The sequence below is a fragment of the Dactylosporangium sp. NPDC049140 genome (genome assembly GCF_040648435.1).
The window spans coordinates 45,687-71,880 of the sequence record NZ_JBEZDS010000045.1 but is presented as its reverse complement, the minus strand read 5'-3'; the positions used below and the strand labels follow the sequence as shown (position 1 = coordinate 71,880).

General features: G+C 73.6%; 28 protein-coding genes and 1 pseudogene. 14 read left to right on the top strand and 15 right to left on the bottom strand.

Annotation, left to right across the window (positions count from 1 at the left end; all coding sequences use genetic code 11):
• The first annotated feature begins 206 nt into the window (after positions 1-206).
• Positions 207-437, top strand: a complete 231-nt coding sequence (locus tag AB0B76_RS45370) for a CDGSH iron-sulfur domain-containing protein (protein WP_360388064.1) — start codon at positions 207-209, stop codon at positions 435-437.
• Here the strand turns inward: AB0B76_RS45370 and AB0B76_RS45365 are convergent.
• Positions 389-1,429, bottom strand: a complete 1,041-nt coding sequence (locus tag AB0B76_RS45365) for an iron-containing redox enzyme family protein (protein ID WP_360388062.1) — start codon at positions 1,427-1,429, stop codon at positions 389-391. The genes AB0B76_RS45370 and AB0B76_RS45365 overlap by 49 nt on opposite strands.
• Positions 1,430-1,464: 35 nt before the next feature.
• Between AB0B76_RS45365 and AB0B76_RS45360 the strand changes: the two genes are divergently transcribed.
• Entirely contained in the window at positions 1,465-2,469 is a 1,005-nt protein-coding gene (locus AB0B76_RS45360; protein ID WP_360388060.1) for a methyltransferase, read from the top strand.
• On the top strand, positions 2,469-3,611 hold the full coding sequence (locus AB0B76_RS45355) for a glutamate--cysteine ligase (protein ID WP_360388058.1): 1,143 nt from the start codon (positions 2,469-2,471) through the stop codon (positions 3,609-3,611). Before AB0B76_RS45360 ends, AB0B76_RS45355 begins: the two co-directional genes overlap by 1 nt.
• Positions 3,612-3,614: 3 nt before the next feature.
• Here the strand turns inward: AB0B76_RS45355 and AB0B76_RS45350 are convergent, their stop codons facing one another.
• From AB0B76_RS45350 to AB0B76_RS45340, 3 genes are read right to left on the bottom strand one after another with little or no spacing between them, the layout of a single operon-like run.
• The gene (locus AB0B76_RS45350) at positions 3,615-5,195 is read right to left on the bottom strand and encodes an MFS transporter (protein WP_360388055.1); all 1,581 of its coding nucleotides are present in this window, start codon (positions 5,193-5,195) and stop codon (positions 3,615-3,617) included.
• A 17-nt stretch (positions 5,196-5,212) separates the two neighbouring features.
• Positions 5,213-6,235 carry an FUSC family protein gene (locus AB0B76_RS45345; protein ID WP_360388052.1) on the bottom strand — a complete coding sequence of 341 codons (1,023 nt, stop codon included), beginning with the start codon at positions 6,233-6,235 and terminating at the stop codon, positions 5,213-5,215.
• A 53-nt stretch (positions 6,236-6,288) separates the two neighbouring features.
• Positions 6,289-6,648 carry a hypothetical protein gene (locus AB0B76_RS45340; protein WP_360388050.1) on the bottom strand — a complete coding sequence of 120 codons (360 nt, stop codon included), beginning with the start codon at positions 6,646-6,648 and terminating at the stop codon, positions 6,289-6,291.
• A 290-nt stretch (positions 6,649-6,938) separates the two neighbouring features.
• On the opposite strand from AB0B76_RS45340, the gene AB0B76_RS45335 reads away from it, so the two are divergent.
• A complete protein-coding gene (locus AB0B76_RS45335) occupies positions 6,939-7,505 on the top strand; it encodes a dihydrofolate reductase family protein (RefSeq protein WP_360388047.1) in 567 nt (188 codons plus the stop codon).
• Positions 7,506-7,507: 2 nt separating this feature from the next.
• On the opposite strand, the gene AB0B76_RS45330 is transcribed toward AB0B76_RS45335, so the two are convergent.
• Positions 7,508-8,941, bottom strand: a complete 1,434-nt coding sequence (locus AB0B76_RS45330) for a hypothetical protein (protein ID WP_360388044.1) — start codon at positions 8,939-8,941, stop codon at positions 7,508-7,510.
• Positions 8,942-9,069: 128 nt separating this feature from the next.
• Between AB0B76_RS45330 and AB0B76_RS45325 the strand changes: the two genes are divergently transcribed.
• Positions 9,070-10,101 carry a hypothetical protein gene (locus tag AB0B76_RS45325; RefSeq protein WP_360388042.1) on the top strand — a complete coding sequence of 344 codons (1,032 nt, stop codon included), beginning with the start codon at positions 9,070-9,072 and terminating at the stop codon, positions 10,099-10,101.
• 71 nt (positions 10,102-10,172) lie between these two features.
• Here AB0B76_RS45325 and AB0B76_RS45320 read toward each other — a convergent pair whose 3' ends face one another.
• The gene (locus tag AB0B76_RS45320; RefSeq protein WP_360388039.1) at positions 10,173-10,700 is read right to left on the bottom strand and encodes an NUDIX hydrolase; all 528 of its coding nucleotides are present in this window, start codon (positions 10,698-10,700) and stop codon (positions 10,173-10,175) included.
• Positions 10,701-10,761: 61 nt separating this feature from the next.
• Here AB0B76_RS45320 and AB0B76_RS45315 point away from each other — a divergent pair, with 61 nt between their 5' ends.
• Positions 10,762-11,931 carry a hypothetical protein gene (locus AB0B76_RS45315; RefSeq protein ID WP_360388036.1) on the top strand — a complete coding sequence of 390 codons (1,170 nt, stop codon included), beginning with the start codon at positions 10,762-10,764 and terminating at the stop codon, positions 11,929-11,931.
• On the opposite strand, the gene AB0B76_RS45310 is transcribed toward AB0B76_RS45315, so the two are convergent.
• Positions 11,928-12,272, bottom strand: a complete 345-nt coding sequence (locus AB0B76_RS45310) for a hypothetical protein (protein WP_360388033.1) — start codon at positions 12,270-12,272, stop codon at positions 11,928-11,930. The two genes, AB0B76_RS45315 and AB0B76_RS45310, sit on opposite strands and share 4 nt — an antisense overlap.
• Here AB0B76_RS45310 and AB0B76_RS45305 point away from each other — a divergent pair.
• Positions 12,271-12,546 (top strand): Lrp/AsnC ligand binding domain-containing protein, encoded by a 276-nt coding sequence (locus AB0B76_RS45305; protein WP_360388030.1) that lies wholly within the window; start codon positions 12,271-12,273, stop codon positions 12,544-12,546. The two genes, AB0B76_RS45310 and AB0B76_RS45305, sit on opposite strands and share 2 nt — an antisense overlap.
• A gap of 4 nt (positions 12,547-12,550) precedes the next feature.
• Positions 12,551-13,171: a hypothetical protein gene (locus tag AB0B76_RS45300; protein WP_360388027.1), complete on the top strand. Its 621-nt coding sequence runs from the start codon at positions 12,551-12,553 to the stop codon at positions 13,169-13,171.
• Positions 13,172-13,183: 12 nt separating this feature from the next.
• Here the strand turns inward: AB0B76_RS45300 and AB0B76_RS45295 are convergent, their stop codons facing one another.
• From AB0B76_RS45295 to AB0B76_RS45265, 7 genes and pseudogenes are all read right to left on the bottom strand, one after another.
• Positions 13,184-13,900: a hypothetical protein gene (locus tag AB0B76_RS45295; protein WP_360388025.1), complete on the bottom strand. Its 717-nt coding sequence runs from the start codon at positions 13,898-13,900 to the stop codon at positions 13,184-13,186.
• A 26-nt stretch (positions 13,901-13,926) separates the two neighbouring features.
• A pseudogene (locus tag AB0B76_RS45290) lies at positions 13,927-14,124 on the bottom strand (IS256 family transposase); the annotation flags it as partial.
• A gap of 737 nt (positions 14,125-14,861) precedes the next feature.
• Positions 14,862-16,445 (bottom strand): tannase/feruloyl esterase family alpha/beta hydrolase, encoded by a 1,584-nt coding sequence (locus tag AB0B76_RS45285; RefSeq protein WP_360388023.1) that lies wholly within the window; start codon positions 16,443-16,445, stop codon positions 14,862-14,864.
• 8 nt (positions 16,446-16,453) lie between these two features.
• The gene (locus AB0B76_RS45280) at positions 16,454-17,413 is read right to left on the bottom strand and encodes an amidohydrolase family protein (RefSeq protein WP_360388020.1); all 960 of its coding nucleotides are present in this window, start codon (positions 17,411-17,413) and stop codon (positions 16,454-16,456) included.
• Positions 17,410-18,366, bottom strand: a complete 957-nt coding sequence (locus AB0B76_RS45275; protein WP_360388017.1) for a VOC family protein — start codon at positions 18,364-18,366, stop codon at positions 17,410-17,412. The genes AB0B76_RS45280 and AB0B76_RS45275 overlap by 4 nt, the downstream gene beginning before the upstream one ends.
• The gene (locus AB0B76_RS45270; protein WP_360388014.1) at positions 18,363-19,424 is read right to left on the bottom strand and encodes a 4-oxalomesaconate tautomerase; all 1,062 of its coding nucleotides are present in this window, start codon (positions 19,422-19,424) and stop codon (positions 18,363-18,365) included. Before AB0B76_RS45270 ends, AB0B76_RS45275 begins: the two co-directional genes overlap by 4 nt.
• Positions 19,421-20,110: a 4-carboxy-4-hydroxy-2-oxoadipate aldolase/oxaloacetate decarboxylase gene (locus AB0B76_RS45265; RefSeq protein WP_360388012.1), complete on the bottom strand. Its 690-nt coding sequence runs from the start codon at positions 20,108-20,110 to the stop codon at positions 19,421-19,423. Before AB0B76_RS45265 ends, AB0B76_RS45270 begins: the two co-directional genes overlap by 4 nt.
• Positions 20,111-20,282: 172 nt before the next feature.
• Between AB0B76_RS45265 and AB0B76_RS45260 the strand changes: the two genes are divergently transcribed.
• The 6 genes from AB0B76_RS45260 to AB0B76_RS45235 are packed head-to-tail and all read left to right on the top strand — an operon-like array spanning position 20,283 to position 24,923.
• Positions 20,283-21,275, top strand: a complete 993-nt coding sequence (locus tag AB0B76_RS45260; protein ID WP_360388009.1) for an ABC transporter substrate-binding protein — start codon at positions 20,283-20,285, stop codon at positions 21,273-21,275.
• Positions 21,275-22,051 (top strand): ABC transporter permease, encoded by a 777-nt coding sequence (locus AB0B76_RS45255; RefSeq protein ID WP_360388006.1) that lies wholly within the window; start codon positions 21,275-21,277, stop codon positions 22,049-22,051. Before AB0B76_RS45260 ends, AB0B76_RS45255 begins: the two co-directional genes overlap by 1 nt.
• Positions 22,048-22,815, top strand: a complete 768-nt coding sequence (locus AB0B76_RS45250) for an ABC transporter permease (RefSeq protein WP_360388004.1) — start codon at positions 22,048-22,050, stop codon at positions 22,813-22,815. Before AB0B76_RS45255 ends, AB0B76_RS45250 begins: the two co-directional genes overlap by 4 nt.
• The gene (locus AB0B76_RS45245) at positions 22,815-23,621 is read left to right on the top strand and encodes an ABC transporter ATP-binding protein (protein WP_360388001.1); all 807 of its coding nucleotides are present in this window, start codon (positions 22,815-22,817) and stop codon (positions 23,619-23,621) included. Before AB0B76_RS45250 ends, AB0B76_RS45245 begins: the two co-directional genes overlap by 1 nt.
• Positions 23,614-23,961, top strand: coding sequence for an FCD domain-containing protein (locus AB0B76_RS45240; protein ID WP_360387998.1), 348 nt, complete (start codon positions 23,614-23,616; stop codon positions 23,959-23,961). Before AB0B76_RS45245 ends, AB0B76_RS45240 begins: the two co-directional genes overlap by 8 nt.
• A gap of 11 nt (positions 23,962-23,972) precedes the next feature.
• Positions 23,973-24,923, top strand: coding sequence for a DUF3500 domain-containing protein (locus AB0B76_RS45235; protein ID WP_360387996.1), 951 nt, complete (start codon positions 23,973-23,975; stop codon positions 24,921-24,923).
• On the opposite strand, the gene AB0B76_RS45230 is transcribed toward AB0B76_RS45235, so the two are convergent.
• Entirely contained in the window at positions 24,902-26,149 is a 1,248-nt protein-coding gene (locus tag AB0B76_RS45230) for an MFS transporter (RefSeq protein WP_360387993.1), read from the bottom strand. The two genes, AB0B76_RS45235 and AB0B76_RS45230, sit on opposite strands and share 22 nt — an antisense overlap.
• Positions 26,150-26,194 lie beyond the last annotated feature (45 nt).

Below are 26,194 nucleotides of genomic sequence, written 5' to 3'. Positions count from 1 at the left end.
GGGGCCGACGTCGCGCACGGCGCCGAGCAGCTTGCCGGCGGTGGCGACGGCGCGGGCGCCCGTGTCAACGCAGCCCACCAGCCCCAACGCCACCAGGGGTCCCAGCACGGCGACGGCGATCATGCGCAGCCCTCACCCATTCCCGGGGCGGTCACCCCGCCACACATCGGCGTTTGGCCGCGGGTGGCCCGGGCACAGCACTGGGCATGGACGACGCTGCCTCCGTCACCCCCTGCGAGGACGGCCCGCTGCTGGTGCGCGGCAACTTCACCCTGCTCACCCAGGACGGTGAGGTCATCGACCCGGGCCGGCGCACCGTCGCGCTGTGCCGGTGCGGCCGATCGGCGATCAAGCCGTTCTGCGACGGTACCCACAAGGTGGTGGGCTTTCAGGCCCCCAGCGCCCCGACCAGCCGCCGGCCGATCGAGCCGGCCTGATCCCGCAGCGAGCTCCCGCCGGCCTTCCAGCGCGCCAGGAGGTGCCCGGCGAAGCGCGCGTCGAGGGCGAGCGCGCACGCGGCGCCGAACAGCACCAGTGAGGTCTGCTCGGCCCGGCGCCCCGGCGGCAGGTCAGCGCAGTAGGCCCCGCACAGGTCGTGGGCCGCGATCTGCTCGTGCACCGCGTCGGCCTCGACGTGCTCGTCGTAGAAGCGGGTCGCGTCCGCGCCGCCGCCGAGCCGGCGCAGGCCGTTGCCGTAGCGCCGATTTGGCCGCGACGAGGTCATCTCGTAGATCGCGAGGTGGCCCACGATCGCGCCGAGCAGCCGCCGGTTGAGCCCGAACAGCGACATGAGGTTGTTCACGGCCAGCGTGACCGCCGGGGCCGGCTCCAGGTAGGCGCCGTAGGTGTCGTCGAGGCCCAGCTCGCGCATCGTGGTCCGGAACAGCTCGGCGTGCATGCGCCCGGGGCGCCCGCCGCCGTACTCGTCGGCCTGGATCTCCACCAGGGCCGCCTTGGCCCGTCCGGCCAGGCGCGGGATGGCCCACGTGTGCGGGTCGGCCTCGCGCTGGTGGTAGATCGAGCGGTGCATGACGAACTCGCGGAACTGCTCGAGGGTGGCGCGGCCGGCGAGGTACTTCGACAGCGGCGGCCCGTCGTCGGCCTCCACGATTGCCGTGAGCGCGCCCGGCACCGCGGCCGGTGCCACGGCGGCGGGCATGGGCACGAGCCGCCGCAGCGCGGTCTCGAAGCGGCGCTCGGCCGCCTGGTGCAGCGCGAGGCGGGACGGCTGCCACTCCCAGCCGTCGTCGACGTCGTCGTAGCCCCGGTAGTGCAGCTCGTAGCCGACGTGCAGGGTCAGCTGGAGGTCCTCGTCGCCGAGCGGGTCGGCGGCCGTGAACGCGGGGTGAGCGGGGAGGTCGCGCGGGGGACCGGCGAGCGCGCCGACGAGGGTGGCCGACACCGGCCCGCGAGCCTGGGGTAGCTGCATGGGTGATCACCTTCCCGCGCAAACTTCGGTTAAGCATGAGATTTTCGGGGAAGTCGCAGACCATGACCTCCACGATCGAGGCTCCCGCCGAGCCCGATGCGGCGCTGTTGCGGCTCGGCACACGGCTCAAGGCCGCCGGGTACCGGTTCACCACCGTCACCCCGGCGACCCACGAACGGGTGAACCGGCGCCCCGGCAACGCCCGCGGGCACACCGTGACCGACGTGCTCGGGTGGAGCCGGCCGTTCGACGGCGACGCCCTGCCCGGCGACGTCGTCGAGCTGCTGGAGGCGGCCGGGGCGCTGCGCGGCGGGCCCGGCGGGCGGCGCAGCGCGATCCGGGTCTCGGCCTACGACGGCGAGCTGTTCATCCACTCGGCGTTCCCGCCGGACGGGCCCGACGCGGTGTTCTTCGGCCCCGACACGCACCGCACCGTCGACGCCGTGCTCGCCCACCTGGCCGGGCGGCGGGACCGGCCGGGCCGGGCCGCCGACATCGGCACCGGCAGCGGGGCCGTGGCCGTCGCGGTCGCCAAGCGCCTCCCCGCGGCCGAGGTCGTCGCGGTCGACATCAACCCCACCGCGCTGCGCTACGCCCGGATCAACGCCGCCCTGGCCGGCGCGGCAAACGTGCGCCCCTGCCACAGTGACCTGCTCACCGGCGTGCCCGGCCCGTTCGACCTGATCGTCTCCAACCCGCCCTTCATGATCGACCCGGAGGGCCGCACCTACCGCGACGGCGGCGGCCCGCACGGCCACGACCTGCCCCTCGCCGTGCTCGACGCCGCCGTGCGGCGCCTCGCCCCGGGCGGGTCGCTCGTGCTGCTCAGCGGCACCGGGATCGCCGGCGGCCGGGACCCGTTGCTGGACGCCGTCACCGCGCGGCTCGCCGGCACCGGGCTGCGGTGGACGTACCGCGAGATCGACCCCGACGTCTACGGGGAGAAGCTGCTCGAGCCCGCCTACGGCCACGCCGACCGGATCGCGATCGCCGTGCTCGTCGCCAACCGTCCCGCCGCGGTTCTCCGGGAGGAGACGTGATGTCGCTGACCGTGCAGAGCCCGGCTCAGGTGGCCGAGACCCTCGCCCGGCTGACCCTCACCGTCGGCGTCGAGGAGGAGTTCCTCCTGCTCGACCCGCACTCTTGGCAGAACGCGCCGAGCGCCGACGCGGCCCGCGAGGCGCTGCCGGCCGCTTTGCGCGGGCGCAGCCAGGTCGAGTTCCGGCGCAGCATGATGGAGATGGTCAGCCCGGTCTGCACCGACCTGACGCAGCTGTACCGCACCCTGCGCGAGAACCGGTCCGGGGCCGGCGCGGCCGCCGAGGCGGTGGGCGCCCGGCTCGTCGCGGTGGCGGCGACCCCGGTCGGCGAGCCCGACCTCGAGGTCGTCGACACGCCCCGCTTCCACGCGATCGCCCGCCACTACGGCCCCATCGCGCACGACCCGGCGCTGTGCGGCTTCCACGTGCACGTCGGCGTGCCGGACCGCGAGCTGGCGATCCAGGTCTGCAACGCGATCCGGCCCTGGCTGCCGGTCGTGCAGGCGCTCAGCGTCAACTCGCCGTTCCACGCCGGCGCGGACACCGGGCACACGAGCTGGCGCGGCATGGCCCTGGAACGCTGGCCCAGCCTCGGCCCGTCGCCGTACCTGCACTCGGTCGAGGACTACGAGCGGGTCGTCGGCGAACTCATCGCGACCGGGGTCATGCTCGACGGGTCGATGGTGCTGTGGTGGGCGCGGCCCTCGCTGCGGTACCCGACCGTGGAGATCCGCGTCGGCGACGTGTGCCCGACCGCGGGCGAGACCGTCGTCATCGCCGGGCTCGTGCGGGCCCTGGTCGCCACGTCGATCGCGGGCATCGCCGCGGGCCGCGAGGCGCTGCGCCCGCCGGAGCACCTGCTGCGCGCGGCGCACTGGAACGCCGCCCACACCGGGCTGAGCGGCACCCTGATCGACCTGCGCAGCCACGAGCCGCGCCCGGCCTGGGACCTGGTCGACGAGCTGGTCGCCACGGTCGGCCCGGCCCTGGACCGCCACGGCGACCGGGCCCACGTCGTGTCGGGCCTGGCCGAGCTGCGCGAGTACGGCACCGGCGCGGACCGGCAGCGCCGCGCCGCCGCCCACGGGGCCGGGCTGCCGGGCGCGATGACGGAGCTCACCGAGGCCACCATCGGCAGCTGAGCCCTACCGCGGGCGGGCCGGCAGCAGGTGCACCACGGTCGGCGGGCGCTCCGACAGCGCCTGCACCCGCAGGTCGATCTCCTGGTCGGCCCCGGTCAGCCGGCCGGCGTGCTGGCGCAGGTGCTCGTCCCACGTCGGCACGACGTACACCTCGAGCATCTCGCCGGCCACCTCCCCGGCGCGGAACAGGCCCCACTGCACGGCCCCGGTCCGCATCCGGGTGCGCCGCAGCGCGTCGGCCGCGGCCAGGAACGCCGGCTCGTTCTCCGGCGCGATCACGTACGTCACCTCGACCACGACCGGCCCGGCGAACCGGTCCGGCTCCACGGCCAGCCGCGGCTCCGGCCAGAACGTGGCGGGCTCCCGGTCGAGGTGGCGGGTGTCGATCAGCGGCCACAGCGGGATCGTCGCCGCCCCCGCCGCCGTCATCGCGGCCGCGACCAGCAGCGCGGGCACCAGGCCGGCGCGCTGGGCGAGCAGGCCCCAGCAGAACGCCCCGAGCGCCTGACCGCCGAAGAAGGCGCTCTGGTACATGCCCAGCCCGCGGGCCCGCACCCAGTTCGGCAGGAACAGCTGCAGCCCGGCGTTGGCGTTGGACAGCACGGCGATCCAGGCGAACCCGGCGGGCACGAGCGCGGCCACGACGACCGCGGGCTCGCGCACCAGCGCCACGACGGCGAGCGCGAGCGCGTAGGTCGCGCTGCCGATGCCGAGCATCCGGTTGTCCGACAGCGCCTCGCGCAGCTTCGGCAGCACCACCGCCCCGCCGACCGCGCCGACGCCGAGCGCGGCGAGCAGAAGCCCGTACCCGCCCGCGCCCATGTGCAGCCGCTGGCTCGCCAGCACCGGCAGCAACGCCCACAGCGCGACGGCGGGCAGGACGAACAGCTCGATGCGGAACAGGAACCGGCGCAGCGTCGGGGAGTGGCGCACGTAACGGCCCCCGGCGCGCAGGGCGGCCAGGAACGGCTCGGGCAGCATCCCGTCCGGCTCCGGATGCCGCCGCCAGAAGAAGAGCACGACCGCGAAGATCAGGAACGTCGCCGAGTTGATGCCGAAGACGGCGGCGACACCGGTGTGCGCGATGAGCACGCCGGCCACCGCCGGCCCGACCGCCCGGGCGAGGTTGACGCTGACCGAGCCGAGCGCGGCCGCCGACGGCAGCTGGGCGCGCGGCACCAGTTCCGGAATCAGCGCCTGGTACGTCGGGTTGGTCATGGCCATGCCGCAGCCCAGCCCGAACGTGAGTGCCAGCAGCAGCGGCGGGGTCATCTGCCCGGTCATGGTCAGGCCGGTGAGCAGCACGCCGATCGCGAGCATGAACAGCTGCACCCAGATCAGCAGCCGCCGCCGGTCCAGCGAGTCGGCGAGGACCCCGGCCGGCAGCGCCAGCAGCACCACCGGCAGCGTGCCCGCCGTCTGCACCAGCGCCACCAGCGCGGCCGCCCCGGGCCGGTCGACGAGCAGCCACTGCGCCCCGACCGTCTGCATCCACGTGCCGACCTGGCTGCCGAGGACCGCGAGCCAGAGCACCCGGAACACCCCGATGCGCAGCGGGCTCCACGTGGACGCGGGGGCGGTCATTCCCCTGCCGCTACCCCTCACCCGGCCCCGGAAACAACGGGGTCACGCCGGCGGGTGAGGGCGGCGACCGCCAGCCCGATGCCGACGCCGACCAGCGTCTCGGCGAACCGGGACAGGATCAGCTCCGGCACCGGCCGCCGGTCCGCGACCTGCCCGACGAGCAGCGCCAAAGGCGTGATGAAGACCAGCGCGGCGGCGTAGTGGCGCACCACCAGCAGCTCCGCACCGGCCTGGAGGGCCGCGACCAGCAGGAGGGTCGCCGGCACGGGCAGCGGCAGCACCAGCAGCCCGGCGGCGACGGCGAGCCCGGCCGCGGTGCCGGCGACCCGGTGCAGGCCGCGCAGCAGCTGGTGGTGCAGTTCGAGAACCGCCAGCGGTACCACCGACGCGGTCATCGCCCAGTAGGGGTGCCCGAGCCCGGACGCGGTCGTGACGGCCCCGGCGAGCGCGACCGCCACCGCGCAGCGCACCGCGTGCAGCCGCCACCTCTCCCGCGGCGGCGCCGGCGCGGACGGGGCCGGCGGCGCGGTTCCCGGGAGGCGGGCCTCGGCCGCGCCCAGGACCACCGCGAACGCCGCGGTGGCCGCCGCGACCAGCACCGCCGTGGCGACGCGGCCCGGCGGCGTGGGGATCGCCGCGCACGTGGACACCGCGAACACCGCGAACATCGGCCCCGGCGGCCGCCAGGCGAAACGATCGGAGAGCCACGCCGCGCCGGCCGCCCACGCGGCGGCCACGGGCACGGAGAGCCAGGCCCGCTGCTCGAGGGTGCCGACCGCCGCGCCGGTCGCGACGGCCGTGGTGAGCAGGGCGCCGAGCGCCGCCTGCAGCCGCCACCGGCGCGGCGAGCGGGCCGTGCCGCCGTAGACCGAGGCGAACGCGCCGAAGGTGGCGTAGGCGGCGTGGTCGAGCGCGCCGGCGAGCCACAGCGCGAGCAGGGCGGCGAGCATGGTGGTCGCGGCGCGGGCGGCCGTCCACCGGCTGCCGGTCACCGGCGTCACCCGCAGCGCGGCGGCCAGCCATTCCCGTCGCGCGGCCATCCGGATCACGGTACCGTCCGCGGCCCGGGCGGCACCGCGAGTTGCCGGTGGTGTCAGGCCGGCGGCGTGAACCAGGCCCGCGACGCCCTCGGGACGGTGACGGCGACCGCGATGAAGGCGTGCACGGCGATCAGGGCCAGCCCGGACAGCTCGCCCCCGCCGAGCCGCTGCAGGCCGGCGGCGAGGCCGACGACGGCGAAGATGCAGGCGACGACGCGCGCGCCGCGGTAGCCGCGCCACAGGCCGTGCGCGAGCAGCGCGGGCACGGCCGCGGCGACCAGCGCGACGATGGTGAAACCCCAGCCGCCCGCGTCGTCGGCGAAGATGCCCGAGACGCCGATCGCCAGCAGGGACACGCAGAGCAGGGCGTAGAGGCCGGCCGCCACCGCGACCGGCCAGGGCGGAGTACGCATAGGCGATTATGACTCGCCCGGCGTCTCGCCGTGCGTGTCAGCCGGTGATGTAACCGACCGGCGGGGCATGACCCAGACGGTGCCGTTGTGCACGTAGGCGATCTGCGTGGCGTCCGGGGAGAGCGCGGGCTGGGCGCTGACCTCGTCCTGGGTGAGGCGTGGTCATCCCTGCCCCCGGTGTGTGTCGCTTCCGTGTGACGCTGGGACCGTCGGCGCAACCGTCCGGCACCTGAGGGAAATCCTCCGGGAACCGGCGATGATTTCGCGGGCCCGGGCTCGTCTGAACCCGCATGAGCAACGACACCGAGCGGCAGACGGCCGCGGCCAAGGTCCTGTGGCACTTCACGATGTCCCTGGACGGGTTCGTGGCCGGGCCCGGTCATGCGATGGACTGGATGGACCGGGGGATGTCCTTCCGCCCCGGGCTCGTCGAGGAGTACGTCGAGACCACCGGCGCCGTCCTCGGCGGCCGCAGCGGGTGGGACGCCGCCATCGACGGCGCGCGGCCGTACGGCGGGGCGTGGCAGGGCCCGATCTTCGTCCTTACCCACCACCCCGAGGACGCCCGGCCCGCGGCGGGCGTCACGTTCCTCGACTGCGACGTGGCCGAGGCCGTGCGCATCGGCCTGGCGGCCGCCGGCGGCAAGAACCTCGAGGTCTTCTCGCCGACGATCGGCCGGCAGCTGCTCGATCGCGGCCTGATCGACGAGATCGACCTCCACATCGCGCCGGTCCTGCTCGGCCGCGGCATCCGGCTGTTCGACAACCCCGGCGGCGACCCGGTCCGGCTGCTGGCGGCGCGCGAGGGGGAGCCGCGGGCGGTGGTGAACGTGCGGTACCGCCCGGAGCGCCCCTGACCTCAGGCCGTCAGCGCCCGCACCAGGTCGGGGCGCTCGGCCGCGGCCGCGCGCTCGGCCGCGGTGCGGTTGGAGCGCTCCCGCACCGACGGGTCCAGGCCCGCGGCGAGCAGCCGCGGGACCAGGCCGGTGCCGGGGAAGTGCGGCAGCAGGTGCAGCAGCGTCGCGCCGAGGGTGTCGCGCAGGTGCGGGTCGAGGCCGCGGTCGAGGGCCGCGGCCAGCGCGTCGGGGTCGCCGTGGCGGACGAGGGCGAGGACCCGGTCGCGCAGCGCGCGCATCTGCCGCGGCATCCGCACCGCCGGGTCGCGCCACCCGTCGAGCGCGGCCACGCAGCCCTGGACACGGCCGCCGAGCGCGGCGAGCGCCCGTTCGCGGTCGATCTCGCCCGGGCTGTGCGGCACGTGGAGCGCGCCGTCGCGCATGACGATCGCGTGGACCGCGCCGCCGCAGTACACCCGGACCCGGTCCGGCAGCGGCGGCGGCGCGGGCGGCCGCAGCGGGGCCGCGGCCGGGAAGAGCGCGGCCTGCACGAGCGGGTGCAGGTCGGCGCGGCTCAGCGTGCCGTCGAGCAGCCCGGCCACCTCGGGCGGCATCCGCACCCGGTCGGGCCAGATGCGCGGGATCTCGGCGACCGGGCGGCCGAACTCGGCGCGCTCGACCGCGTCACGCCCGGCGGCGCGCTCCTTACGGGTCGGCATCGGCACGAGCGTCGCGCGCGGCCGGGCCCCGGCGGGCCACTCGACGACGAGGCCGCGGCCGGGCCAGTCGAGGCGGACCGGGTGGTCTCGCGGTTCGATGAGCGTCAGGTGTACCGGCCGCAGCCCCGCCAGCGCCTTGTCGACCTCGCGGCCACGCGCCCGTTCGTCGCCGGCGAGCGCGGCCGCGCTGGTCCGCACCGGCCCCCAGGCGGGGTCGAACAGCCGCACCCGCAGGTCGAACCCGGCCTCGGCCCAGGCGTCGGCGGACCGGCCCGCGTCGTGCCGCGCCAGGGCCCGCTCGGTGACGCCTTCCGGGCCGGCCCCGCCGAGCTCGTCCGGCTCGAGGCGCCGGCCGGCCGGGTCGAAGAACGGCGTGCGGGTCGCGCCGCCGCAGCGGGTGCGCAGCTCGGCGGTACACCCGGAGTCCCACTGGTAGCGCGGAAGCTCCAGCGCCGGGGGAGCCGCCTCGACGCGCAGCTCGATGCGCTGCGGCTCGCCGTAGGCCATCCGGGCGACGAGCCACCCGGCGCCGTGCCACCCGAGGCCGAACCGGAACCCGGTGTACGTCCGCCACCGCGGTTCCCGCTCCAGGTACCACCGCAGCAGGTCCGGCGCGAGGTGCGGAAGATCCGCAAGGCTCGCGTCCGGCACGACGTTCGCCACCGCGCACGCGCCGCGCCAGTCCCCGGCGAGCCGGAGCCGGGTCGCGTGTTCGACGACGTACGCGGAGACCGCCACGCCAGCACCCTACGGCGTCGGACGTCCGGGTCGACATCGCGGCCGCGCGATCGATTGACTGTCCGCGCCGCGGTGACGACGCTGGGCGGGCCCCTGTGCCAGCGTCGTGTTCGAGGAGTTATCGCGGGATGCCGTACCGTCACCGGCTGTGGATCGCCGCCGTGCTGGCGGTCGCCGTGGTCCTCTCAACCGGCCTGGTCTGGGCCACGCCGCGCGAGTCCGCGGCCACCTCCGCCGCCGCCGGCTCCTGGGCGGGCCACGGCGTCGCGGTCGTCGACGCGGCGACGCACCGCCCGGTACTCGGGCTGAGCCCGCTCACCGACGGCACCGTGATCGACCTGTCCCGCCTCGCCGGCCGTCGCTTCACCCTCCGAGCCGGCGCCGTGGACTCGCCGCTGCCGGCCGAGCCGGGCGAGTACACCGTGCAGAACGGCGACGCCCGGATCCGCTTCACGGTCACCGCCGGCCCCGCCGCCCCGGCCGCACTCGACGTCCTGTTCGTGGGCAACAGCCTGCTCGGCAGCTTCACGCGCGCCACGCACGAGGACACGCCCGGGCTCGTGCACCGCCTGGCCGCGTCGACCGGCCGCACGCTCAACGTGACCGAGGTCATCCACTCCGGGTACACGCTGCGCCAGACCTGGGACGAGGGCCTGCCGGCCCCGGCCCTGAGCTGCGGCCGGCGGTACGACTACATCGTGCTGCAGGAGTACAGCACGCTGGTCGCCACCAACCCGCCGGCCGCGCTGGACACGCTGCTGCACACGTACGCCCCGGCGTTCGCCCGCGCCCTGAAGCCGGGCGGCCGGGTGGTGCTGTTCAAGAACTGGGCCCTGGTCGACCCGTCCCCGTTCCCGTCCCGGGCCGCGGCGAAAACCGCGATCGACACCGGCTACGCAACCCTGTCGGCGGCCCTGCCCACCCCGAACGTCCTGGCCCCGATCGGCGACGAGTTCGAGACGGTGATCGCCACCTACGGCCCGTCGTACCTGATCGACCCGGACGGCAAACACCCGAACGACACCGCGCGGTACCTGGACGCGGCCACGCTCTACGGCATCCTCTTCCACGACTCCCCGCGCGACCTGCCCGACCTGTACGTGCCCGCCCGCGACGCGTCCGAGCTCCGCGCGGTCGCCGCGACCGCGATCGGCTACTGAGCACACTGGCCGTGGCCGACCTTCGAGGCGGGCCGCGGCCACCCGGCTGTGCCGCGGATCGCCGGCGAACGTCACGCCGCGACGCGCCGGCCGAACTCGGTGTGGACCGGCCCCTCCCCGGACCGGGCCGCGGCCAGGGCGACCCGCAGGCGCCTGGCCTGGGACGGCTTCAGCCGGGGCTCGGCCTCGTCCAGGGACATGGGCAGCACGGCACGCAGCTCGGTGTCCGCCGGCCGCAGCCGGTCGACCTCGTCGGCGGGGAGCACGCCGCCGTCGAAGACGAAGGTGAGGCCGTCGCTCCAGATGCCGTGGGCCGGCGTCCAGTCGACGACGAGGAGCCGCCCGACCGGCAGGCCGAGGCCGAGCTCCTCCAGTACTTCCCGCCGGCACGCCGCGACCGGTGACTCGTTCTCCTCCGCGACGCCGCCCGGGATCTCCAGGGTCGCCTTGTACACCGGCTCCACGAACACCAGACGGCCGCCCGGGTCACGGACGAGCAGGGCCGCGCCGACCGACTTCCTGGCCATCCGGGTGGCGAAGCCCGGCGTGTACTCGCGTTCGGGCTCGCCCTCGGCGAGGAGATCGCCCTGCATGGTCATGCCCCGCAGGATAGGTCCGTCCGGCAACGCCGGTCCGTACCGTCACCGGTAAGAATGCGTCGTGCACTATCCCCTGACCGCGCACCAGCGGGACACGGTCCTCGCGTTGTTGCGCCCCCTGCATGGCGGGTCCGCTTCGCTGGTGGCGCAGACGCCGCTCGGGCACGACTGGGCCCCGGTCACGCGGCTCACGTTCGACCGTGACCTGCCCGGCGCCGGCCGGACCGTGGTGGTCAAGACCCGCCGGGCCGACGGGCCCGGTCACGGCGGCCCGGCCGGGCTGCGACGGGAGGAGGCCGCGTTGCGGACGGTCGCACCCACCGGGGTCGCCGCGCGGTTCATCGCCTCCGACCACGCCGCAGGGGTCGTCGTCACCACCGACCTGGCGGACGGGCCGACGCTGGAGGGCGTCCTGCTCGACGCCGACGCCGACGCCGCCGCGCGGGCGGTGGTGGAGCTCGGCGTGGCCGTCGGTCGCCTGCACGCCGGCACCCGCGGCGCGGGGGAGGCGTACCGGCGGGCGCTGGCAAGTCTCGGCGCGCCGGAGACGGACGCCGGCCCCGGGCTGCCGTGGCCCGGCGCGGACCGGTGGCGGGACGTGGAGGTCGCGTGCGCCGGCCTGGGCCTGCCGGACGCGCGCGGCGCGGCCGGCGACGCCGCGTTCGTCGAGGATCGCATCGCCGACGCCGGCCCGTTCGCGGCCCTGACGCACACCGACCTCAATCCCGGCAACGCACTGGTGACGCCGCAGGGCGTGCGTCTCGTGGACTTCGAAGGCGCGATCTTCGGCCATCTCGGCTTCGACGTGTCGTTCCTGCACTTCCCGTTCCCGATGTACAGCGCCCACTGGGCGACGCTGCCCGGCAGCGTGGTGACCGAGGCCGATCGGGCCTACCGCCGCGAACTGGCCGGGTCCGTGCCCGCCGAGGTCGTCGGCCGCCTCGACCAGGCGCTCGCGGTCGGTGCGGCGGCGGCCCTGGCTGTTCGGGTACAACGGCTGCCACTGCTTGCCGCTTCCGGCCGGCCTTCGGACACCACCCGGCGCCGCCGGGCACAGCTCGTGCAACAGATCCGGGTGTTCACCGGGCTCGCCGAGCGGGCCGCGACACTGCCGGCGATGGCGGCCTGGTTCGCCCGGCTGGCCGACGCGATGTCCGCCCGCTGGCCGGACGCGACAACCCCGCCGCCCGCGGTGTTCCCCGCGTTCCAGCCGGCCCGGGCCGGACGCTAGGCCGCCGACGCGATCGCGATCAGGCCGGCGACGACGTCGTCGACCGGCCGGCCGTCGCCCAGCTCATGCGTGCGGCTCGACCGTGGCGGGGTCATCCAGGACCATCGCGCGTTCCACCGGACTTTTCCGTAGTCGTTCGTCGTCCGGCGCGCGACCTGGTCCAGGCTCACGTCAGCGGGCGCGCGGGGCAGAACGACCGCGTCGAAGCGGCCGTATTGCGGAGTGCCCTTTCGGGCGACCTCGGAAGAGCGAAAATGCGTGCGCGACGGTGCCACCATGAGGACCAGCGACGAGATCGAAGCCCGTGCATCATTGGCCGCTCCAGATCGGAACACGCCCATGACCAACCATTCCGTAGTCTCGGCGTACCTGCTGATCACGGTGCCGGCGAAGAGCTCCGGCGATCTCGTCAACCGGCTCCTGGAGGACTATCCCCAGTTCGTCAAGGAGGTCGAGGCGGTCTACGGCGAGGCCGACGTCATCGCGCGAATCGAGACCACGTCCATCGAGGAGCTCCACCGGCTCGTGATGGAGCAGATCCAGAAGCTGCCGATCGTCACCGTGACCCGCACGTTCATCATCATCCCGAACATGCATCGCGTGCAGACCAGGTGATCCAATGTCCCCCGCGGCCTTCACCGCGCTCGGCGCCCTCGGAACGGCCCTGATCGTCGCGGTCGGCTCCACCGTCGCGTTCCTCGTCCAGCACAAGCGGCTGACGCAGAACGAGCATCTGCAACGGGCCTTCGAAAAGCACCTGGACAGCTACGAACGCGTCTTCGTCAGCGCCCGCACCGCCCAGGACACATTGCGCAACTACATCACGATCAGCAAGAAGGTCGAGGACCGCTCGGACCCCTTCCTGCTGCAGCTGCTCACCATCGCCGAGAACGCGTGCCACGACTACTGCACCGCGGTCACCTGGAGCCACAATCCCGCGATGCTGTACCTCGACAAGCGCCTCGAGGAGCGCTGCCTGGGCGCGCGCGACCTGATGCTGGCATGGCTGGCGGTGCGCCGCGTCCACGCCGGGGACGTTCCGTTCCTGCGCCGTGGGAGCCGGTGGGAGAGGCTTCCGGCGAGCGCGGTCAAGTCGCTGAAACTGGGCGACTACCGGGAACTGCGGGTCGAGACCCGGCTCCTCGTACTCAAACCGCCCAACGAGGCCTGGCGATTCAGGGCGATAGACCGATCGCTGTCGCAGGTCATCGCGCAGCTCAAGAAGGTCATGGCGTACTGAGGCGCGGCGGAATCAGAGCAACCGGACCTTCCCCGCGAGGCGGGGACGGGCGACGCCGTCGACCGCGGTGCAGATGCCGTAGACCCGCTGGCCGCTGGTCCACCCGTTGACCCTGCCATGATTGTTGCTGATCTGGACGCGGCCGGTGCCGGCCTCGATCGCGGACACCAGGTGCAGGTACGTCGCCCCGGCCACCCTGGCCAGCACGATGTCCCCGACCTCTAAACGCGCGAGCTCCACCGGCGCCACCGTCACGAGCTGGCGACTGCGGATCAACGGAACCATCGACGTCCCCGTAGGGCGAAACTCCACGGTCGCCCCACCAGCGACGCGATTCGCGATCATGTCGAGCATTCCCACACCGCCAGCGTGTGCCCAGATCGCAAAGGTGTGGCCGTTCTCCTCTTCGTGAACGGTGGTGTGACGTCGTAGTTGTGTGACGAGGTCCGCGGCTGGCGTTGTGATCACGTTCAGCGCGTTGTGGACGACTGCGTCGTCGGTGTCGTGGGGGCGACCGAACTCGACTGCGTCGACTCGGTCCTGCGCGTCGAAGTACACGCCGATGAACAGGCCAGAAGCGCGGTGCACGCCCCACCCGGGTCGGCTGCCCGCAGCTCGGCAGAGGACCACCGGTTCGCCGGGTTGGCGCAGGACCTCCACCGCGTCGTCTCCGGGTGCGCCGCTGTGCAGTGGCCCGGCGGCTTCGGGCGGCCGAGGTGTGATGATCATGCTGCTGCCGCTCGGTTGCTTGCTCGGTGCAGATACAACAGCGGCAGCACCTCGTTGACCTTCGGGGACTTGCGGCACCATGCCGGCAGGATCATCGACCCGAACCGCCGGCGTTCACCGGTGACCTCGTCGAGCCGCTTGTCGTTGACCCGCGGCGCGGTCACCTCGACCGCACCGGCCGACGTGAGCACCTGCCGCGGCTCGGCGCGACCGTTCCGCACGATCTCATCGATCAGGGACCCACCAGCTACGGCCATCCCGGTCGACTGGGTCATCGTGGCGGCTGGCATGTGCTCGTCGTCAGTGACTACGGTAAGCAGAGGCGTACCTCCCCGACCCGCGTTGGCGCGCGGGCCTTACTCGATTCCTGGACCTGGACTCGTCGGAAGGGTACGCCGCCCGACGTTCATCCACAGGTTTCGAGCATTACTCCCTGTTCGATCATCGAACCCGGCAGGCTGCAGCCGCAGCGCGCCGTCGTGGCACCGAATCGCCCGGCTCAATGCTCCCGGCAGTCGTCGAGGACCAGCATCGCCGTGTGGATGGCCTCGTCGTCGGAGTACTCCCGGCCGGAGATCACGACGTCGGCGCTGCGGCGGTCGAGCGCGAAGTCCACCGCGAGCTGGCCGCAGACCCAGCCGACCTGCGGCTGCCGGGCGTCCGCGGGGTGGAACCGCGTCTCCAGCCAGGTGCGGGTGGCCGCCAGCAGGTCCGGCTGGGGTGTCGGCGATGGTCACGGTGACGCAGGCTTTGAGGAAGTCCAGCGCGGTCTGCGTCAGCGGGCTGTCGCCGACCGCGATGAGGATCAGCGCGGCCACGATCCCCGACACGATCCGGATCCGCCAGGAACCCGTCGACGGTGGAGCCTCGTCGAACTCACCTTCGTGATCATCAGACGCGCGGGCATTGATATCACGAACGTGCTCGTGTTGTCGGGGTCTGACCGCGCCGGTTCCGTGCGTCAGAGGACCAGTTTCCCGTTCACGGCCCTCGGCCAGGTCTGGTAGTCGCCGGAGAAGAGGCGCTCGCCCACCCAGTGGGCGTCGTTGCGTACCGTGTCGCGCGGGGTGTACGGCGCGAAGTTCGACGCGTCGTCCGTGCTCCCCGTGCCGTCGTAGCGCGCGACCGCCGGGTACGGGTACACCGGCCGGCTCCGGGTGGCGTTCGTGGCGACGATCCGGTCCGGGGCCTTGTCGCGCTCGACCCAGGACATCAGCGGCGTCATCACGTCGAAGCTGTTCGGGCCCTCGCCGCCGCCGCAGTGGGCCATGCCCGGGAACAGGTACAGGCGCGCGAAGCGGTCCACGGTGCGGCCGCCCATCTCGTTGCGCATCGCGTCCCAGTACACGAGCGTGTTCTGCGGCGAGATGTGCTGGTCGTTCCAGCCGTGCCAGAGGATCAGCCTGCCGCCGCCGCGCTCGAAGCGGGACAGGTCCGGGTCCAATGCCGCCATGTACGACGAGGACGGCATCACCGTCGACCAGAACGACGGCACGGTGAGCTGGAGGTCGGCGAGCTGGTAGGCCGGGTTCGGGTGGTTCGGGTCGGCCAGGTAGCGCAGGTAGGACAGGGCGAACATCTCGCTGCCGACCGTCTGGCCCGGTGCGGTGGGGATGAAGAGGGTCCACTCCAGCTCCGAGCCCCACTCGTGCGCGATCGCGGGCTCGAGGCGGTTGCCCTGCGCGTCCGTGGCGCCGTCGTGAAGTTTGCGTACCACCGTCGCCTCGGCCGGGCTCAGGCACGTCGCCGGGGCCTGGCCGGCGGTGCAGCGCAGGGTGTCCGGGTCGAAGTCGCACCGCCTCGGGTCGTCGATCACGCCGTCGGTGAGGCCGTCGCGGCTGTCGCAGGCCGTGAGCACGGCGGTGTGGATGAGCGGGAGCCGGTCGGCCAGCAGGATGTAGCCGCCGTTGGCGTCGCGGTTGGCCAGCACGTTCCAGGCGTGGTGGAACGTGTTCTGCACGGCCATGTTGCTCGCGGGCGCGCCGGCGGCGATGCCGTCGAAGTCGTCCGGGTACCGCTGCGCCTCCATGAGCGCCTCGCGGCCGCCGTCGGAGCAGCCGTCGAAGTACGAGTACCGCGGCGCCCGGTGGTAGAAGGCCTTGATGAGCGCCTTGGCGGTCTCGGCGGTCTCGTGCACGCCCCGGTAGGCGAAGTCGATCTGCGCCAGCGGGTTGTTCGCGGCCCAGGAGCCGTCGTTCTGGCCCTGGTGGCCCATGTCGGTGGTGGCCGAGGCGACGGTGCCGTCGGCGATCGGCTTGCAGTTGGCGGCCTGGGTGTAGTTGATGTTCGCGTTGCCGCACAGGCCGCCGCAGCCGGTCTGCACGTAGCGGCCGCTCCAGCCGCTGACGGGCAGCCGGACGACGATGGTGCCGGCGGGGGCGATGGTGCCGCGGATCTCGCAGTTGCCGCCGACGACCGAGGCCGAGGCGATGGTGACGCCGGGCAGGCGGGCGGAGGCGAGCGAGCCGCACGTGACCGGGGCGGGTGCGGCGGACGACGGGGCGAAGAGCGGGGTGAGCAGCAGAGCCAGGACTGTGCGGATCATGGAACTCCCTACGGCAGACGGGGGTATACGCGTCTTGCGTTGAGCTCGTAGACCTTGAGGCGGTCGGCGTCGCTGAGCGGCAGGGCGTCGACGTACCGGCGGGTGTCGTCGAAGTGGTGCCCGGTGTGCGGGTCGACGCCGCGGACCGCGCCGATCATCTCGGAGCCGAACAGGATGTTGTCGACGTCGATGACATCGAAGAGCAGGGTGATGCCGGCCTGGTGGTACACGCAGGTGTCGAAGAAGACGTTGCGCATGACGGACTCGGCCAGGGGCGGCCGGCCGAGCATGTCGGCGAGGCCGCGGAACCGGCCCCAGTGGTAGGGCACGGCGCCGCCGCCGTGCGGGATGACGAACCGCAGGCCCGGGAAGTCCTGGAACAGGCCGGCCGGCAGCAGCTGCATGAACGCGGTGGTGTCGGCGTTGAGGTAGTGCGAGCCGGTGGCGTGGAAGTTCGGGTTGGTGACGGCCGAGACGTGCACCATGGCGGGCACGTCGAGCTCCTGCAGGGCCTCGTACAGCGGGTACCAGTAGTGGTCGGTCAGCGGCGGCGAGGTCCAGTGGCCGCCGCTCGGGTCGGGGTTGAGGTTGCAGCCGACGAAGCCGAGCTCCTTCACGCATCTGCGCAGCTCCCGGACGGAGCCGGCGATCGGCGCCCCCGGGGACTGGGGGAGCTGGCCCACGCCGGCGAAGCGGTCGGGATAGAGCCGGACGACCCGGTGGATGAGGTCGTTGCAGGCCCGGGTCCAGGCGGTGCTGCGGGTCTCGTCACCGAGGTGGTGGCCCATGGCGGAGGCGCGGGGCGAGAACAGCGTCAGGTCCACGCCGCGCTCCCGCATGAGCCGGAGCTGCCCCTCCACGGACGCCTGGAGGGCCGAGTCGGAGATGCGCGGATAGGGCGAGCCGACCGTCCAGGCGGCGTGCGCGTCGGGCGCCGTCGTGAAGTGGCCGTGGCAGTCGATGATCACGGCTCGACCACCGGCGTGCCGTGCGTGTGGAAGGTGGCGATCGTCTTGAGGCCCCACGCCTGCCCCCGGGCCCGCTCCTCGCGGGTCCAGCTGATCGTCTTCCAGTCCGGGGCGAGGATGAGCCGCGCGCCCGCGTTGCAGATCTCGACGCGGTTGCCGCCGGGCTCCCACACGTACAGGAAGAAGGTCTGCTGGATCGCGTGCTTGTGCGGGCCGGTCTCGATGTGCACGCCGGCGTCGAGGCAGACGTCGGCGGCGCGCAGGATCTCCTCGCGGGTGTCGGTGGCGAAGGCGACGTGGTGCAGCCGGCCGCGGGAGCCGGTCCAGTCCTCGGTGTAGACCAGGTCGTACGTCTTGTTCCCCAGCGAGTACCAGATCGCCTGCGGGTCGCCGTCGTCCTTGACGATCTGCTCGGTGCAGCGGGCGCCGAGCACGTCGCGCAGGAACGCCGCGGTGCCGGGCACGTCGGCGGTGAGGTAGTTGACGTGGTCGAGGCGGCGCAGGTTCGCGCCCCGGCCCGGGTAGGCGGCGGCCTGGTTCTTCAGCGCCGGGCGGTCGGTGTCGTCGGCCTGGTACCACTCGACGTCCCAGTACAGCCCGAGCTCGTGCCCATCGGGGTCGGTGCACACGTGCACCTCGCCGAGGTGGTGCACGTCGGTGACGACCCGGGCCGCGCCGGTCTTCGCCACCAGCCGTTGCAGCGCCTGGGGGCTGGCGGCTCGCAGGTAGGTGCGGCCGATGCCGGCGGCGTCGCGCCGGACGAGCCGGAGCGTCCACGACTGGTAGTCGTCCCAGGTGTGCAGATAGACCGAGGTTTCGTCCCGGTGTACCTCGCGCAGCCCCATCACGCGCACGAAGAAGTCGGCCGACGCGTCGAGCACCGGCGTGTACAGCTCGAGCGGTCCGACGTGGGCGATCTCGCGCCGGCCGTCCGGGTCGTGCGGAATCGTCATCCGGCTGCCTTTCCACTGCGGGGCCACACGAGCCCGTCGGAGATCTTGCGTGCGGTGCGGACCACGGTGCTGCGCCGCACGCGGGTCGCCGCGCCGTCCGGGTCGACGTCGACGGCCACGTCGAAGGTGCCGGTCGGGTGCTCGACCCGCACCAGCGCCCCGGCAACACTTTGAAAAGCGGTCGTCCCGGGTACCCGCACGGCCACCGCGACGGACACGGCGCCGAGCACCCCGATCGCGGCGTGCACGCGGTGCGGGATGAAGGTGCGCGTGGTGACGGTGCCGCCGTGGCGGGGCCCGGACACGATGGTCAGCTTCGGTACCGTCGTGCCGCCCACGTCGCCGAGCCCCATGGCCGGCCCGGCCGCGAGGCGCACCGCCTCCAGCGTCGCCCGCAGCTCCGCGCGCCCCTCGAGGTCGGCCGGCTCCTCGGTGCCGTCGAGGCCGAGGTCGCCGGCCCGCAGCACGACGACCGGCATCCCGGCGTCGACGCAGGTGACCGGCACGCCCGCGAACTCGTCGAGGAGCGCCCCGGTGGGGAAGACGGGGTTCGCCCCGCCCGGGAACACCAGGTCGATCGGGGCGGCCGGGAACGGCGTGCCGGCCATGACGGTGTCGCCGTCGTAGGTGACCCGGCCGCCGGGGGTCCGCACCCGGGCCTCGACCAGGCTCTCGGTGGGGTTGACGATCCGGATGCGCACGGTGGTCACGTCGCCCGCGGCCGGGACGAGGCCGCGCTCGATCGCGAACGGGCCGACCCCGGCCAGCAGGTTGCCGCACGTCTGGGCGTCGGTGACGACGGCCCGGTCCGGTACTACCTGCAGGAACAGGTAGTCGACGTCGGCCCCGCCGTCCGGGGAGGGCGAGACGACCGCGACCTTGCTGGTCAGCGGGTGCCCGCCGCCGAGGCCGTCGACCTGCCGCTCGTCGGGGGAGCCCATGATCCGCAGCAGCAGGTCGTCGCGCCCGGCGGGGTCGGCGGGCAGGTCGGCGGCGAGGAAGTAGGCGCCCTTGGAGCTGCCGCCGCGCATCTGCAGGCAGGGGATGCCGTCGCTCATCCGGGGAGCCGATCCACGTACCGCACGCCGAGCTCCTCGAGCAGCGGCCGCAGCCCGTAGAGATCCACGCCGAGAACGCCGGCGGCGAGCCGTTCCCGCTTGGCCGACTCGTTCGCGAGGCGCTCGGCGGCGGCTTCGGCGACGGTACCGCCGGCCGCGATCGGCAGCACGAGCACCCCGTCGTCGTCGGCGACGACGATGTCGCCCGGCCGCACGAGCTGCCCGGCCGCCACGACCGGCACGTTCACCGAGCCCGGGCTGGCCTTGACGGTGCCCTGGGCGTGCACGGCGCGGGACCAGACCGGGAAGCCCAGGCCGCGCAGCTCGGCGACGTCGCGCACCCCGGCGTCGATGACCAGCCCGAGGACGCCGCGCGCGGCCAGCGAGGTGGCCAGCAGCTCGCCGAACATGCCGTCGGTCGACGGCGAGGTGGTGGTCACGACCAGCACGTCGCCGGGCCGGCACACCTCGACCGCCGCGTGGATCATGAGGTTGTCGCCGGGGTGGCACGACACGGTGACGGCGGAGCCGCCGATCGCCGTGCCGGCCTGGCGGGCCTGGATCTCGGGGCCGAGCAGGCCGGTGCGACCGGCGGCCTCATGGGTGGTGGCGACGCCCGCGGTGCGCAGGGCGGCGATGACATCGGGGTCGGCCCGGTCGATCGACCTGACCACGTAGTGGGGCATGCGTCACTCCGTCAAGCTCGGACTCGATTGTCAACAATTCACCCGGCAATCGTCGCTGTCAACCAAAAGATGCTCGCAATCGGCGGCTTCACAATTGTTGACGATCTGTGTAACGTCCGCGTCGTCGGCTTTGCGAGCGCCCCGCCGGGCGCTCGTCGTCCAAGGAGGACCCATGCCCCGACCCGGCACCCCCACCCCGATTCGCCTGCGCCGCCGCTCCGTCCTTGCCGTCTCCGCCGTCGCCGCCCTGCTCGCCGGGTGCGGCGACGGCGGCGCGGGCACCGCCCCGACCAGCTCGGGCGGCGTCACCAAGGTCAAGGTCGGCGTCATCTCGATCGTCGACGTCGCCCCCATCTACCTCGGCGTCAAACAGGGCTTCTTCACCGCCGAGGGCCTCGACCTCACGCTGGAGACGGCCCAGGGCGGCGCGGCGATCGTGCCGGCCGTCGTCAGCGGGCAGTACCAGTTCGGCTTCAGCAACACCACCTCGCTGCTGCTGGCCAACTCCCAGGGCCTGCCGCTCAAGGTCGTCGCGGCCGGTGTCGCCTCCACCGGTACCGAGGGCAAGGACTTCGGCGCCGTCATCGTCAAGGCGGACAGCCCGATCAAGACGGCCAAGGACCTGGCCGGCAAGAAGGTCGCGGTCAACACGCTCAAGAACATCAACACCACGACGATCAACAACGTGGTGCAGAAGGCCGGCGGCGACCCGAAGACGATCAACTTCACCGAGCTCGCGTTCCCCGACATCACCGCCGCCGTCGGCAAGGGCGACGTCGACGCCGGGCAGGTGGTCGAGCCGTTCCTGACCATCGCCACCGGCCAGGGCTACCGGCAGGTGGTCTCCAACTACGCCGGCACCGACCCCGACCTCACCGTCGGCATGTACTTCACCTCGCAGCAGTTCGCCGCGCAGAACGCCAAGGTCGTGGCCTCGTTCACGGCGGCGATGAAGAAGTCGGTCGAGTACGCCGCGGCCCACCCCGACGACGTCCGGGCGATCCTGTCCACCTACACCAAGCTCGACCCGAAGGTCCAGGCCGCCCTGACCCTGCCGAAGTGGCCGAGCGCGGTCGACCGCGACTCGGTGCAGCTGCTCGGGGACCTCGCCAAGAACGACGGCCTGATCACCAAGCCGCTCACCCTGGACGCACTGCTGCCGTGATGCCCGCCCGGACAGCGCAACGACCGGCGCTCGGCGTGCTGGGCCTGGCCGTGGTCGCCGCCTTCGTGGAGGCGGCGCCGCGGCTGGGCCTCGTCGACCGCAACTACCTGCCGCCGTTCAGCGCCATCGTCGCCCGGCTGGCGCGCATCGGTACCGAAGCCGGCTTCTGGACCGCACTGGGTCAGACCCTGCGCGGCTGGGCGCTCGGCCTGGCGATCTCGATGGCCGCGGGCATCGTCATCGGCGTGCTGATCGGCAGCGTGCCGGTCCTGCGCGCGCTGACCGCCTCGACGATCGAGTTCCTGCGCCCCATCCCGTCGGTCGCGCTCATCCCGCTCGTCGTGCTCATCTATGGCAGCCGGATGCAGTCGGCGCTGGTCCTGGTCGTCTACGCGTCCTTCTGGCAGGTGCTGGTCCAGGTGCTCTACGGGGTCGCCGACGTCGACCCGGTCGTGCGCGACACCGCCCGCTCCTACCGCTTCTCCCGCTGGGCGGTCGTGCGCACCGTCATCTGGCCGACCGCGCTGCCCTACGTGGTGACGGGGTTCCGGCTCGCCGCGGCGGTGGCCCTGATCCTGGAGATCACCGCCGAGCTCATCATCGGCGTGCCGGGCCTGGGCCGGTCCATCGGCGTCGCCCAGGGCTCCGGGGCCGTCGCCGAGACCTACGCGCTCGTCATCGTCATCGGCATCATCGGCGTCCTGGTGAACGTCTCGGCCCGGGCGGTCGAGCGCCGGGTGCTGCGCTGGCACACGTCGGTCCGGGAGAATCTGTGAAAAGGGTCCTGTACGCCGTCGCCCTGCCGGTCGTGCTCGTCGCCGTCTGGTGGTTCGCCTCCGCCGGCAGCACCAGCTTCTTCTGGCCGCCGCTGCGCACGATCCTCGAGGCGTTCCCGCAGACGTGGACGAAGGACCCGATCCTGCACGACGTCCTGCCCAGCCTCGCCCGCCTCGCGCTCGGGTACCTGATCGCCCTGGTCTGCGGGGTCGCCCTGGGCACCGGGATCGGCTCGTCGCCGACGCTGCGGGCGCTGACCGAGCCGGCCCTGGAGTTCTTCCGGGCCCTGCCCCCGCCGGTGCTCATCCCCGTCATCGCGCTCTTCGCCGGCTTCACCGGCTGGACGCCCAAGCTCGTCACGATCGCCCTGGGCTGCCTGTGGCCGATCCTGCTCAACACCGTCGAGGGCGTGCGCTCGGCGGACGGGTTGCTGCGCGACACCGCCCGCTCCTACCGGCTCGGCCGCCTCGCCACCCTCCAGCACGTGATCCTGCGCGCGGCCAGCCCGCGCATCGCCACCGGCGCGCGGCAGGCGCTGTCGATCGGCGTGATCCTCATGGTCATCAGCGAGCTGTTCGGGGCCAACCGCGGGCTCGGCGCCGCCATCGTGCAGTTCCAGCGCGGCTTCGCCATCCCGCAGATGTGGACCGGCATCATCCTGCTCGGCCTCATCGGGGTCGCGCTGTCCGGCCTGTTCCGCCTCGTCGAACACCGAACCCTGGCGTGGTACCGCGGTCAGCGCCAGGCCGAACGGGAAGTGTGATGGACAACTCTGTAGCGCTCGACGTCGACGGCCTCGCCAAGACGTACACCGGGCACGGCCGCAGCGTCGAGGCCGTGCGGGAGCTGACCTTCAGCATCGGCCGGGGCGAGTTCGTGTGCATCGTCGGCCCGTCCGGCGCCGGCAAGACGACCCTGCTGCGCTGCATCGCCGGCCTGCTCGACGTGAGCGGCGGGCGGATCGCGCTCGACGGCGCCCCGGTCACGGGGCCGCCCGCCGGCATGGCCGTGGTCTTCCAGGAGTACGGCCGCAGCCTCTTCCCCTGGCTCACCGTCCGCCGCAACATCGAGCTGCCGCTCAAGGAGAAGGGCCTGAACAAGGCCGACCGCGCCGCCCGGGTCGCGGCCGCCCTCGACGCCGTCGGGCTCACCGAGAGCGCCGAGGCCCACCCCTGGCAGCTCTCCGGCGGCATGCAGCAGCGCGTCGCGATCGCGCGGGCGGTGGCGTACGAGCCCAGCGTGCTGCTCATGGACGAGCCGTTCGCCGCCGTCGACGCCCAGACCCGCGCCGACCTCGAGGACCTCGTGCGCACGCTGTGGCGGCGGCTGGGCATCACCGTCCTGTTCGTCACCCACGACATCGACGAGTCGGTCTACCTGGGCCAGCGGGTGCTGGTGCTGTCCAACCGGCCGACCGTGGTGCTCGAGGACGTGCGGGTCGACCTGCCGGACGAGCGCGACCAGCTCCAGACCCGCTCCTCCCCGCGCTTCGCCGAGATCCGCACCCACGTCTACGAGCTGGTGCAGGCGGCCAAGAAGGGGCACCGGCCCGGGGGCGGCGATGCCTGAGGTCTTCGACGAGCTGCGGGCCGCGATCCTGCGCGGGGAGTACGCGCCCCGCCAGCGCCTCATCGAGCCGGAGCTCCACGCGGAGGTGCGCCGCATCGCCGGGCACGGCGCGGCGGCGAAGGTCATCGACCAGCTGCACGGGCAGATGGTGCGCCACCAGTTCCGGCTGGCCCTGCTGCCCGGCCGGCCGGCGGTGTCGCTGCCCGAGCACCTGGCCATCGTCGAGGCCGTCTGCGCCCGCGACCCGGCCCGCGCCGAGGCGGCGATGGGTGCCCACCTCGACAGCGTCCTGCGCATGCTCACCAGCTTCTCGGCGGACGTCATACCGATCCGTGGCTAAACTGGCGATTTGTGCGTGGTTCGCTGCTCGTCGCCGGACTGGTGCTGGCCTCCGCGACCGCCTGCGGGTCGGGCGGCGACGCGGTCCCGGTCGCGACCGTCACCTCGTCCTGCGAGGCACCCGGCGCGAGCGCCGCGGCGAGCTCCGGCGATGTGCTCGAGGCCGCGAAGTCGCTGCTCAGTACCCTCGACGACGACCAGCGCGGTGCCGTGCGGGCCGAGCGCACCCCGGCCAACCTGGCGCACTGGTCGGACCTGCCCGACGCCCGGTTCCCGCGGGCCGGGCTGCGCATGGGCGCGCTCGGCAGCGTCCAGCGCGCCGCCGTCCTCGGCGTGCTCCGGGCCGCGCTGAGCGACCGCGGCTACCAGCAGGTGATCGACATCACCGCGGCCGACGGGATCGACCGGTACTGGGTCCGCATCCTCGGCGCCCCCACCGCCGCCGGCATCTGGACGCTGCAGTTCGGCGGGCACAACCTCGCCCTCAACCTCACCGTCGAGGGCGACGCGCTCACCCTCGCCCCGACGCTGCGGGGCGGCGCCGGGCCGCTGTGCGGCGAGATCCGCAAGGGCCAGGCTTTCATCGACGACCTCGACCCCGGCCAGCAGCAGGCGTCGGTCCTGCCCCAGCCGGTGCACGACGTCGTCCTCGGCCCGGGCCAGGACGGGCGCACCCTGCCGGCCGCGGGCATCGCCGCGTCCACCCTGCGGCCCCAGCAGCAGGCGCTGCTGCTGGCGCTCGTCGACCAGTGGCTCAGCGTGCTCGACCCCGCGCAGGCGGCCGTGAAACAGGCCGCCTTCCGCAAGGGCCTCGCCGAGACGACCTTCGCCCGGTACGGCTCCACCTACTACCGCGTGCAGGGCCCGACGGTGTTCATCGAGCTCGCCCAGCAGCCCGACACCGGCGAGGTCCACGCCGTGTACCGCGAACCCGGCAACGACTACGGCGCCGCGGCCGGCTGAGGCTCCGCCGCGGCCTGGGCGTGCGGGGACGTGCGCTCGTCGTAGCGGGTGAAGCCCGGCATCAGCACGGTGCACAGGGCGACGGCGCCGGTGCACAGCAGCCCGCCGGCCGCGATCGCGCCGCGCAGGCCGACGGCGCTGGCCATGAGCCCGGCGCGCAGCTGGCCGGCGGTCGGGCCGATCGAGTACGACAGCAGCTCGATCCCGGCGAGGCGCCCGCGCAGGTGGTCGGGGATCGTCTGGTTCCAGATGGTCGAGCGGAACAGCCCGCTGACCATGTCCGCCCCGCCCGCCACGACCAGCAGCGCCATCGCGACCCCGATGTTCGGGGCGATCCCGAAGCCGGCGATGGCCAGCCCCCACACCCCGGCCGCGACAAGCACCGCCAGGCCGTGCCGGTGCACGTGCGAGGCCCAGCCGCTGGTGACCGAGACCACCATCGCGCCGAGCGGCAGGCACGCGTACAGCAGGCCGAGGGCCCAGCGCGAGTGCAGCTCGTCGGCGACGAACGGGAACAGCGCGACCGGCATGGCCAGGAACATCGCGGCGATGTCGACGAAGTAGGTGCCCAGCAGCTCCGGGCGGGACCACGCGTACCGCGCCCCGCGCGCGATCCCGCGCAGGCTCGGGCGCTCCGCCTCCGCCGAGGGCGGCACCGGGCGCAGCGCCCACAGCAGCGCGACGGACAGCAGGAACGTCAGCACGTCCACGGCGTAGGCGATCGGCACGCCGGCCAGGGCGACCAGCACCCCGCCGACCGCGGGCCCGGCGACCGCGCCGATCTGCCAGCGCACGCCCGAGATGGCGTTCGCGGCGGTCTGCTCGTCGCGGGGCACCAGCCGCGGCGTCATCGCATCGAGCGAGGGCCGCTGGAGCCCGTCGAGCGCGGCGACGGAGCCGGCGACGACGTACAGCGGCCACACCGCCGGATGCGGCAGCAGCGCGTTGAGCAGCAGCCCGGCCGTGCACACGGCCAGCGCCGCCTCGCAGGCCAGGATCACCTTGCGCCGGTCGGCCGCGTCGGCGATCGCGCCACCCCACAGCCCGCTCAGCACCATCGGCACCAGCTCGACGACGCCCACCGCGCCGACGGCCACGTAGGAGCCGGTGAGCTGCTTGAGCTGGAACGGTACCGCCACCATCGTGATGAAGCTGCCGAACATCGTGACGACACCGCTGGCCATGAGCAGCCGGAAGTCCCGGTGCCGCAGCGGCCGGAGGTCCATGCGCAGATGCCGGAGCCGTTTCAAAACGACGCCTTGGGCGACGGC

Bases quoted from the DNA above. Each gene is read 5' to 3' on its own strand.
- AB0B76_RS45370 (WP_360388064.1), top strand. From the start codon at position 207: ATGGACGACGCTGCCTCCGTCACCCCCTGCGAGGACGGCCCGCTGCTG.
- AB0B76_RS45365 (WP_360388062.1), bottom strand. From the start codon at position 1,429: ATGCAGCTACCCCAGGCTCGCGGGCCGGTGTCGGCCACCCTCGTCGGC.
- AB0B76_RS45360 (WP_360388060.1), top strand. From the start codon at position 1,465: ATGAGATTTTCGGGGAAGTCGCAGACCATGACCTCCACGATCGAGGCT.
- AB0B76_RS45355 (WP_360388058.1), top strand. From the start codon at position 2,469: ATGTCGCTGACCGTGCAGAGCCCGGCTCAGGTGGCCGAGACCCTCGCC.
- AB0B76_RS45350 (WP_360388055.1), bottom strand. From the start codon at position 5,195: ATGACCGCCCCCGCGTCCACGTGGAGCCCGCTGCGCATCGGGGTGTTC.
- AB0B76_RS45345 (WP_360388052.1), bottom strand. From the start codon at position 6,235: ATGGCCGCGCGACGGGAATGGCTGGCCGCCGCGCTGCGGGTGACGCCG.
- AB0B76_RS45340 (WP_360388050.1), bottom strand. From the start codon at position 6,648: ATGCGTACTCCGCCCTGGCCGGTCGCGGTGGCGGCCGGCCTCTACGCC.
- AB0B76_RS45335 (WP_360388047.1), top strand. From the start codon at position 6,939: ATGAGCAACGACACCGAGCGGCAGACGGCCGCGGCCAAGGTCCTGTGG.
- AB0B76_RS45325 (WP_360388042.1), top strand. From the start codon at position 9,070: ATGCCGTACCGTCACCGGCTGTGGATCGCCGCCGTGCTGGCGGTCGCC.
- AB0B76_RS45320 (WP_360388039.1), bottom strand. From the start codon at position 10,700: ATGACCATGCAGGGCGATCTCCTCGCCGAGGGCGAGCCCGAACGCGAG.
- AB0B76_RS45305 (WP_360388030.1), top strand. From the start codon at position 12,271: ATGACCAACCATTCCGTAGTCTCGGCGTACCTGCTGATCACGGTGCCG.
- AB0B76_RS45310 (WP_360388033.1), bottom strand. From the start codon at position 12,272: ATGGGCGTGTTCCGATCTGGAGCGGCCAATGATGCACGGGCTTCGATC.
- AB0B76_RS45300 (WP_360388027.1), top strand. From the start codon at position 12,551: ATGTCCCCCGCGGCCTTCACCGCGCTCGGCGCCCTCGGAACGGCCCTG.
- AB0B76_RS45295 (WP_360388025.1), bottom strand. From the start codon at position 13,900: ATGATCATCACACCTCGGCCGCCCGAAGCCGCCGGGCCACTGCACAGC.
- AB0B76_RS45285 (WP_360388023.1), bottom strand. From the start codon at position 16,445: ATGATCCGCACAGTCCTGGCTCTGCTGCTCACCCCGCTCTTCGCCCCG.
- AB0B76_RS45275 (WP_360388017.1), bottom strand. From the start codon at position 18,366: ATGACGATTCCGCACGACCCGGACGGCCGGCGCGAGATCGCCCACGTC.
- AB0B76_RS45270 (WP_360388014.1), bottom strand. From the start codon at position 19,424: ATGAGCGACGGCATCCCCTGCCTGCAGATGCGCGGCGGCAGCTCCAAG.
- AB0B76_RS45265 (WP_360388012.1), bottom strand. From the start codon at position 20,110: ATGCCCCACTACGTGGTCAGGTCGATCGACCGGGCCGACCCCGATGTC.
- AB0B76_RS45260 (WP_360388009.1), top strand. From the start codon at position 20,283: ATGCCCCGACCCGGCACCCCCACCCCGATTCGCCTGCGCCGCCGCTCC.
- AB0B76_RS45255 (WP_360388006.1), top strand. From the start codon at position 21,275: ATGCCCGCCCGGACAGCGCAACGACCGGCGCTCGGCGTGCTGGGCCTG.
- AB0B76_RS45245 (WP_360388001.1), top strand. From the start codon at position 22,815: ATGGACAACTCTGTAGCGCTCGACGTCGACGGCCTCGCCAAGACGTAC.
- AB0B76_RS45240 (WP_360387998.1), top strand. From the start codon at position 23,614: ATGCCTGAGGTCTTCGACGAGCTGCGGGCCGCGATCCTGCGCGGGGAG.
- AB0B76_RS45230 (WP_360387993.1), bottom strand. From the start codon at position 26,149: ATGGACCTCCGGCCGCTGCGGCACCGGGACTTCCGGCTGCTCATGGCC.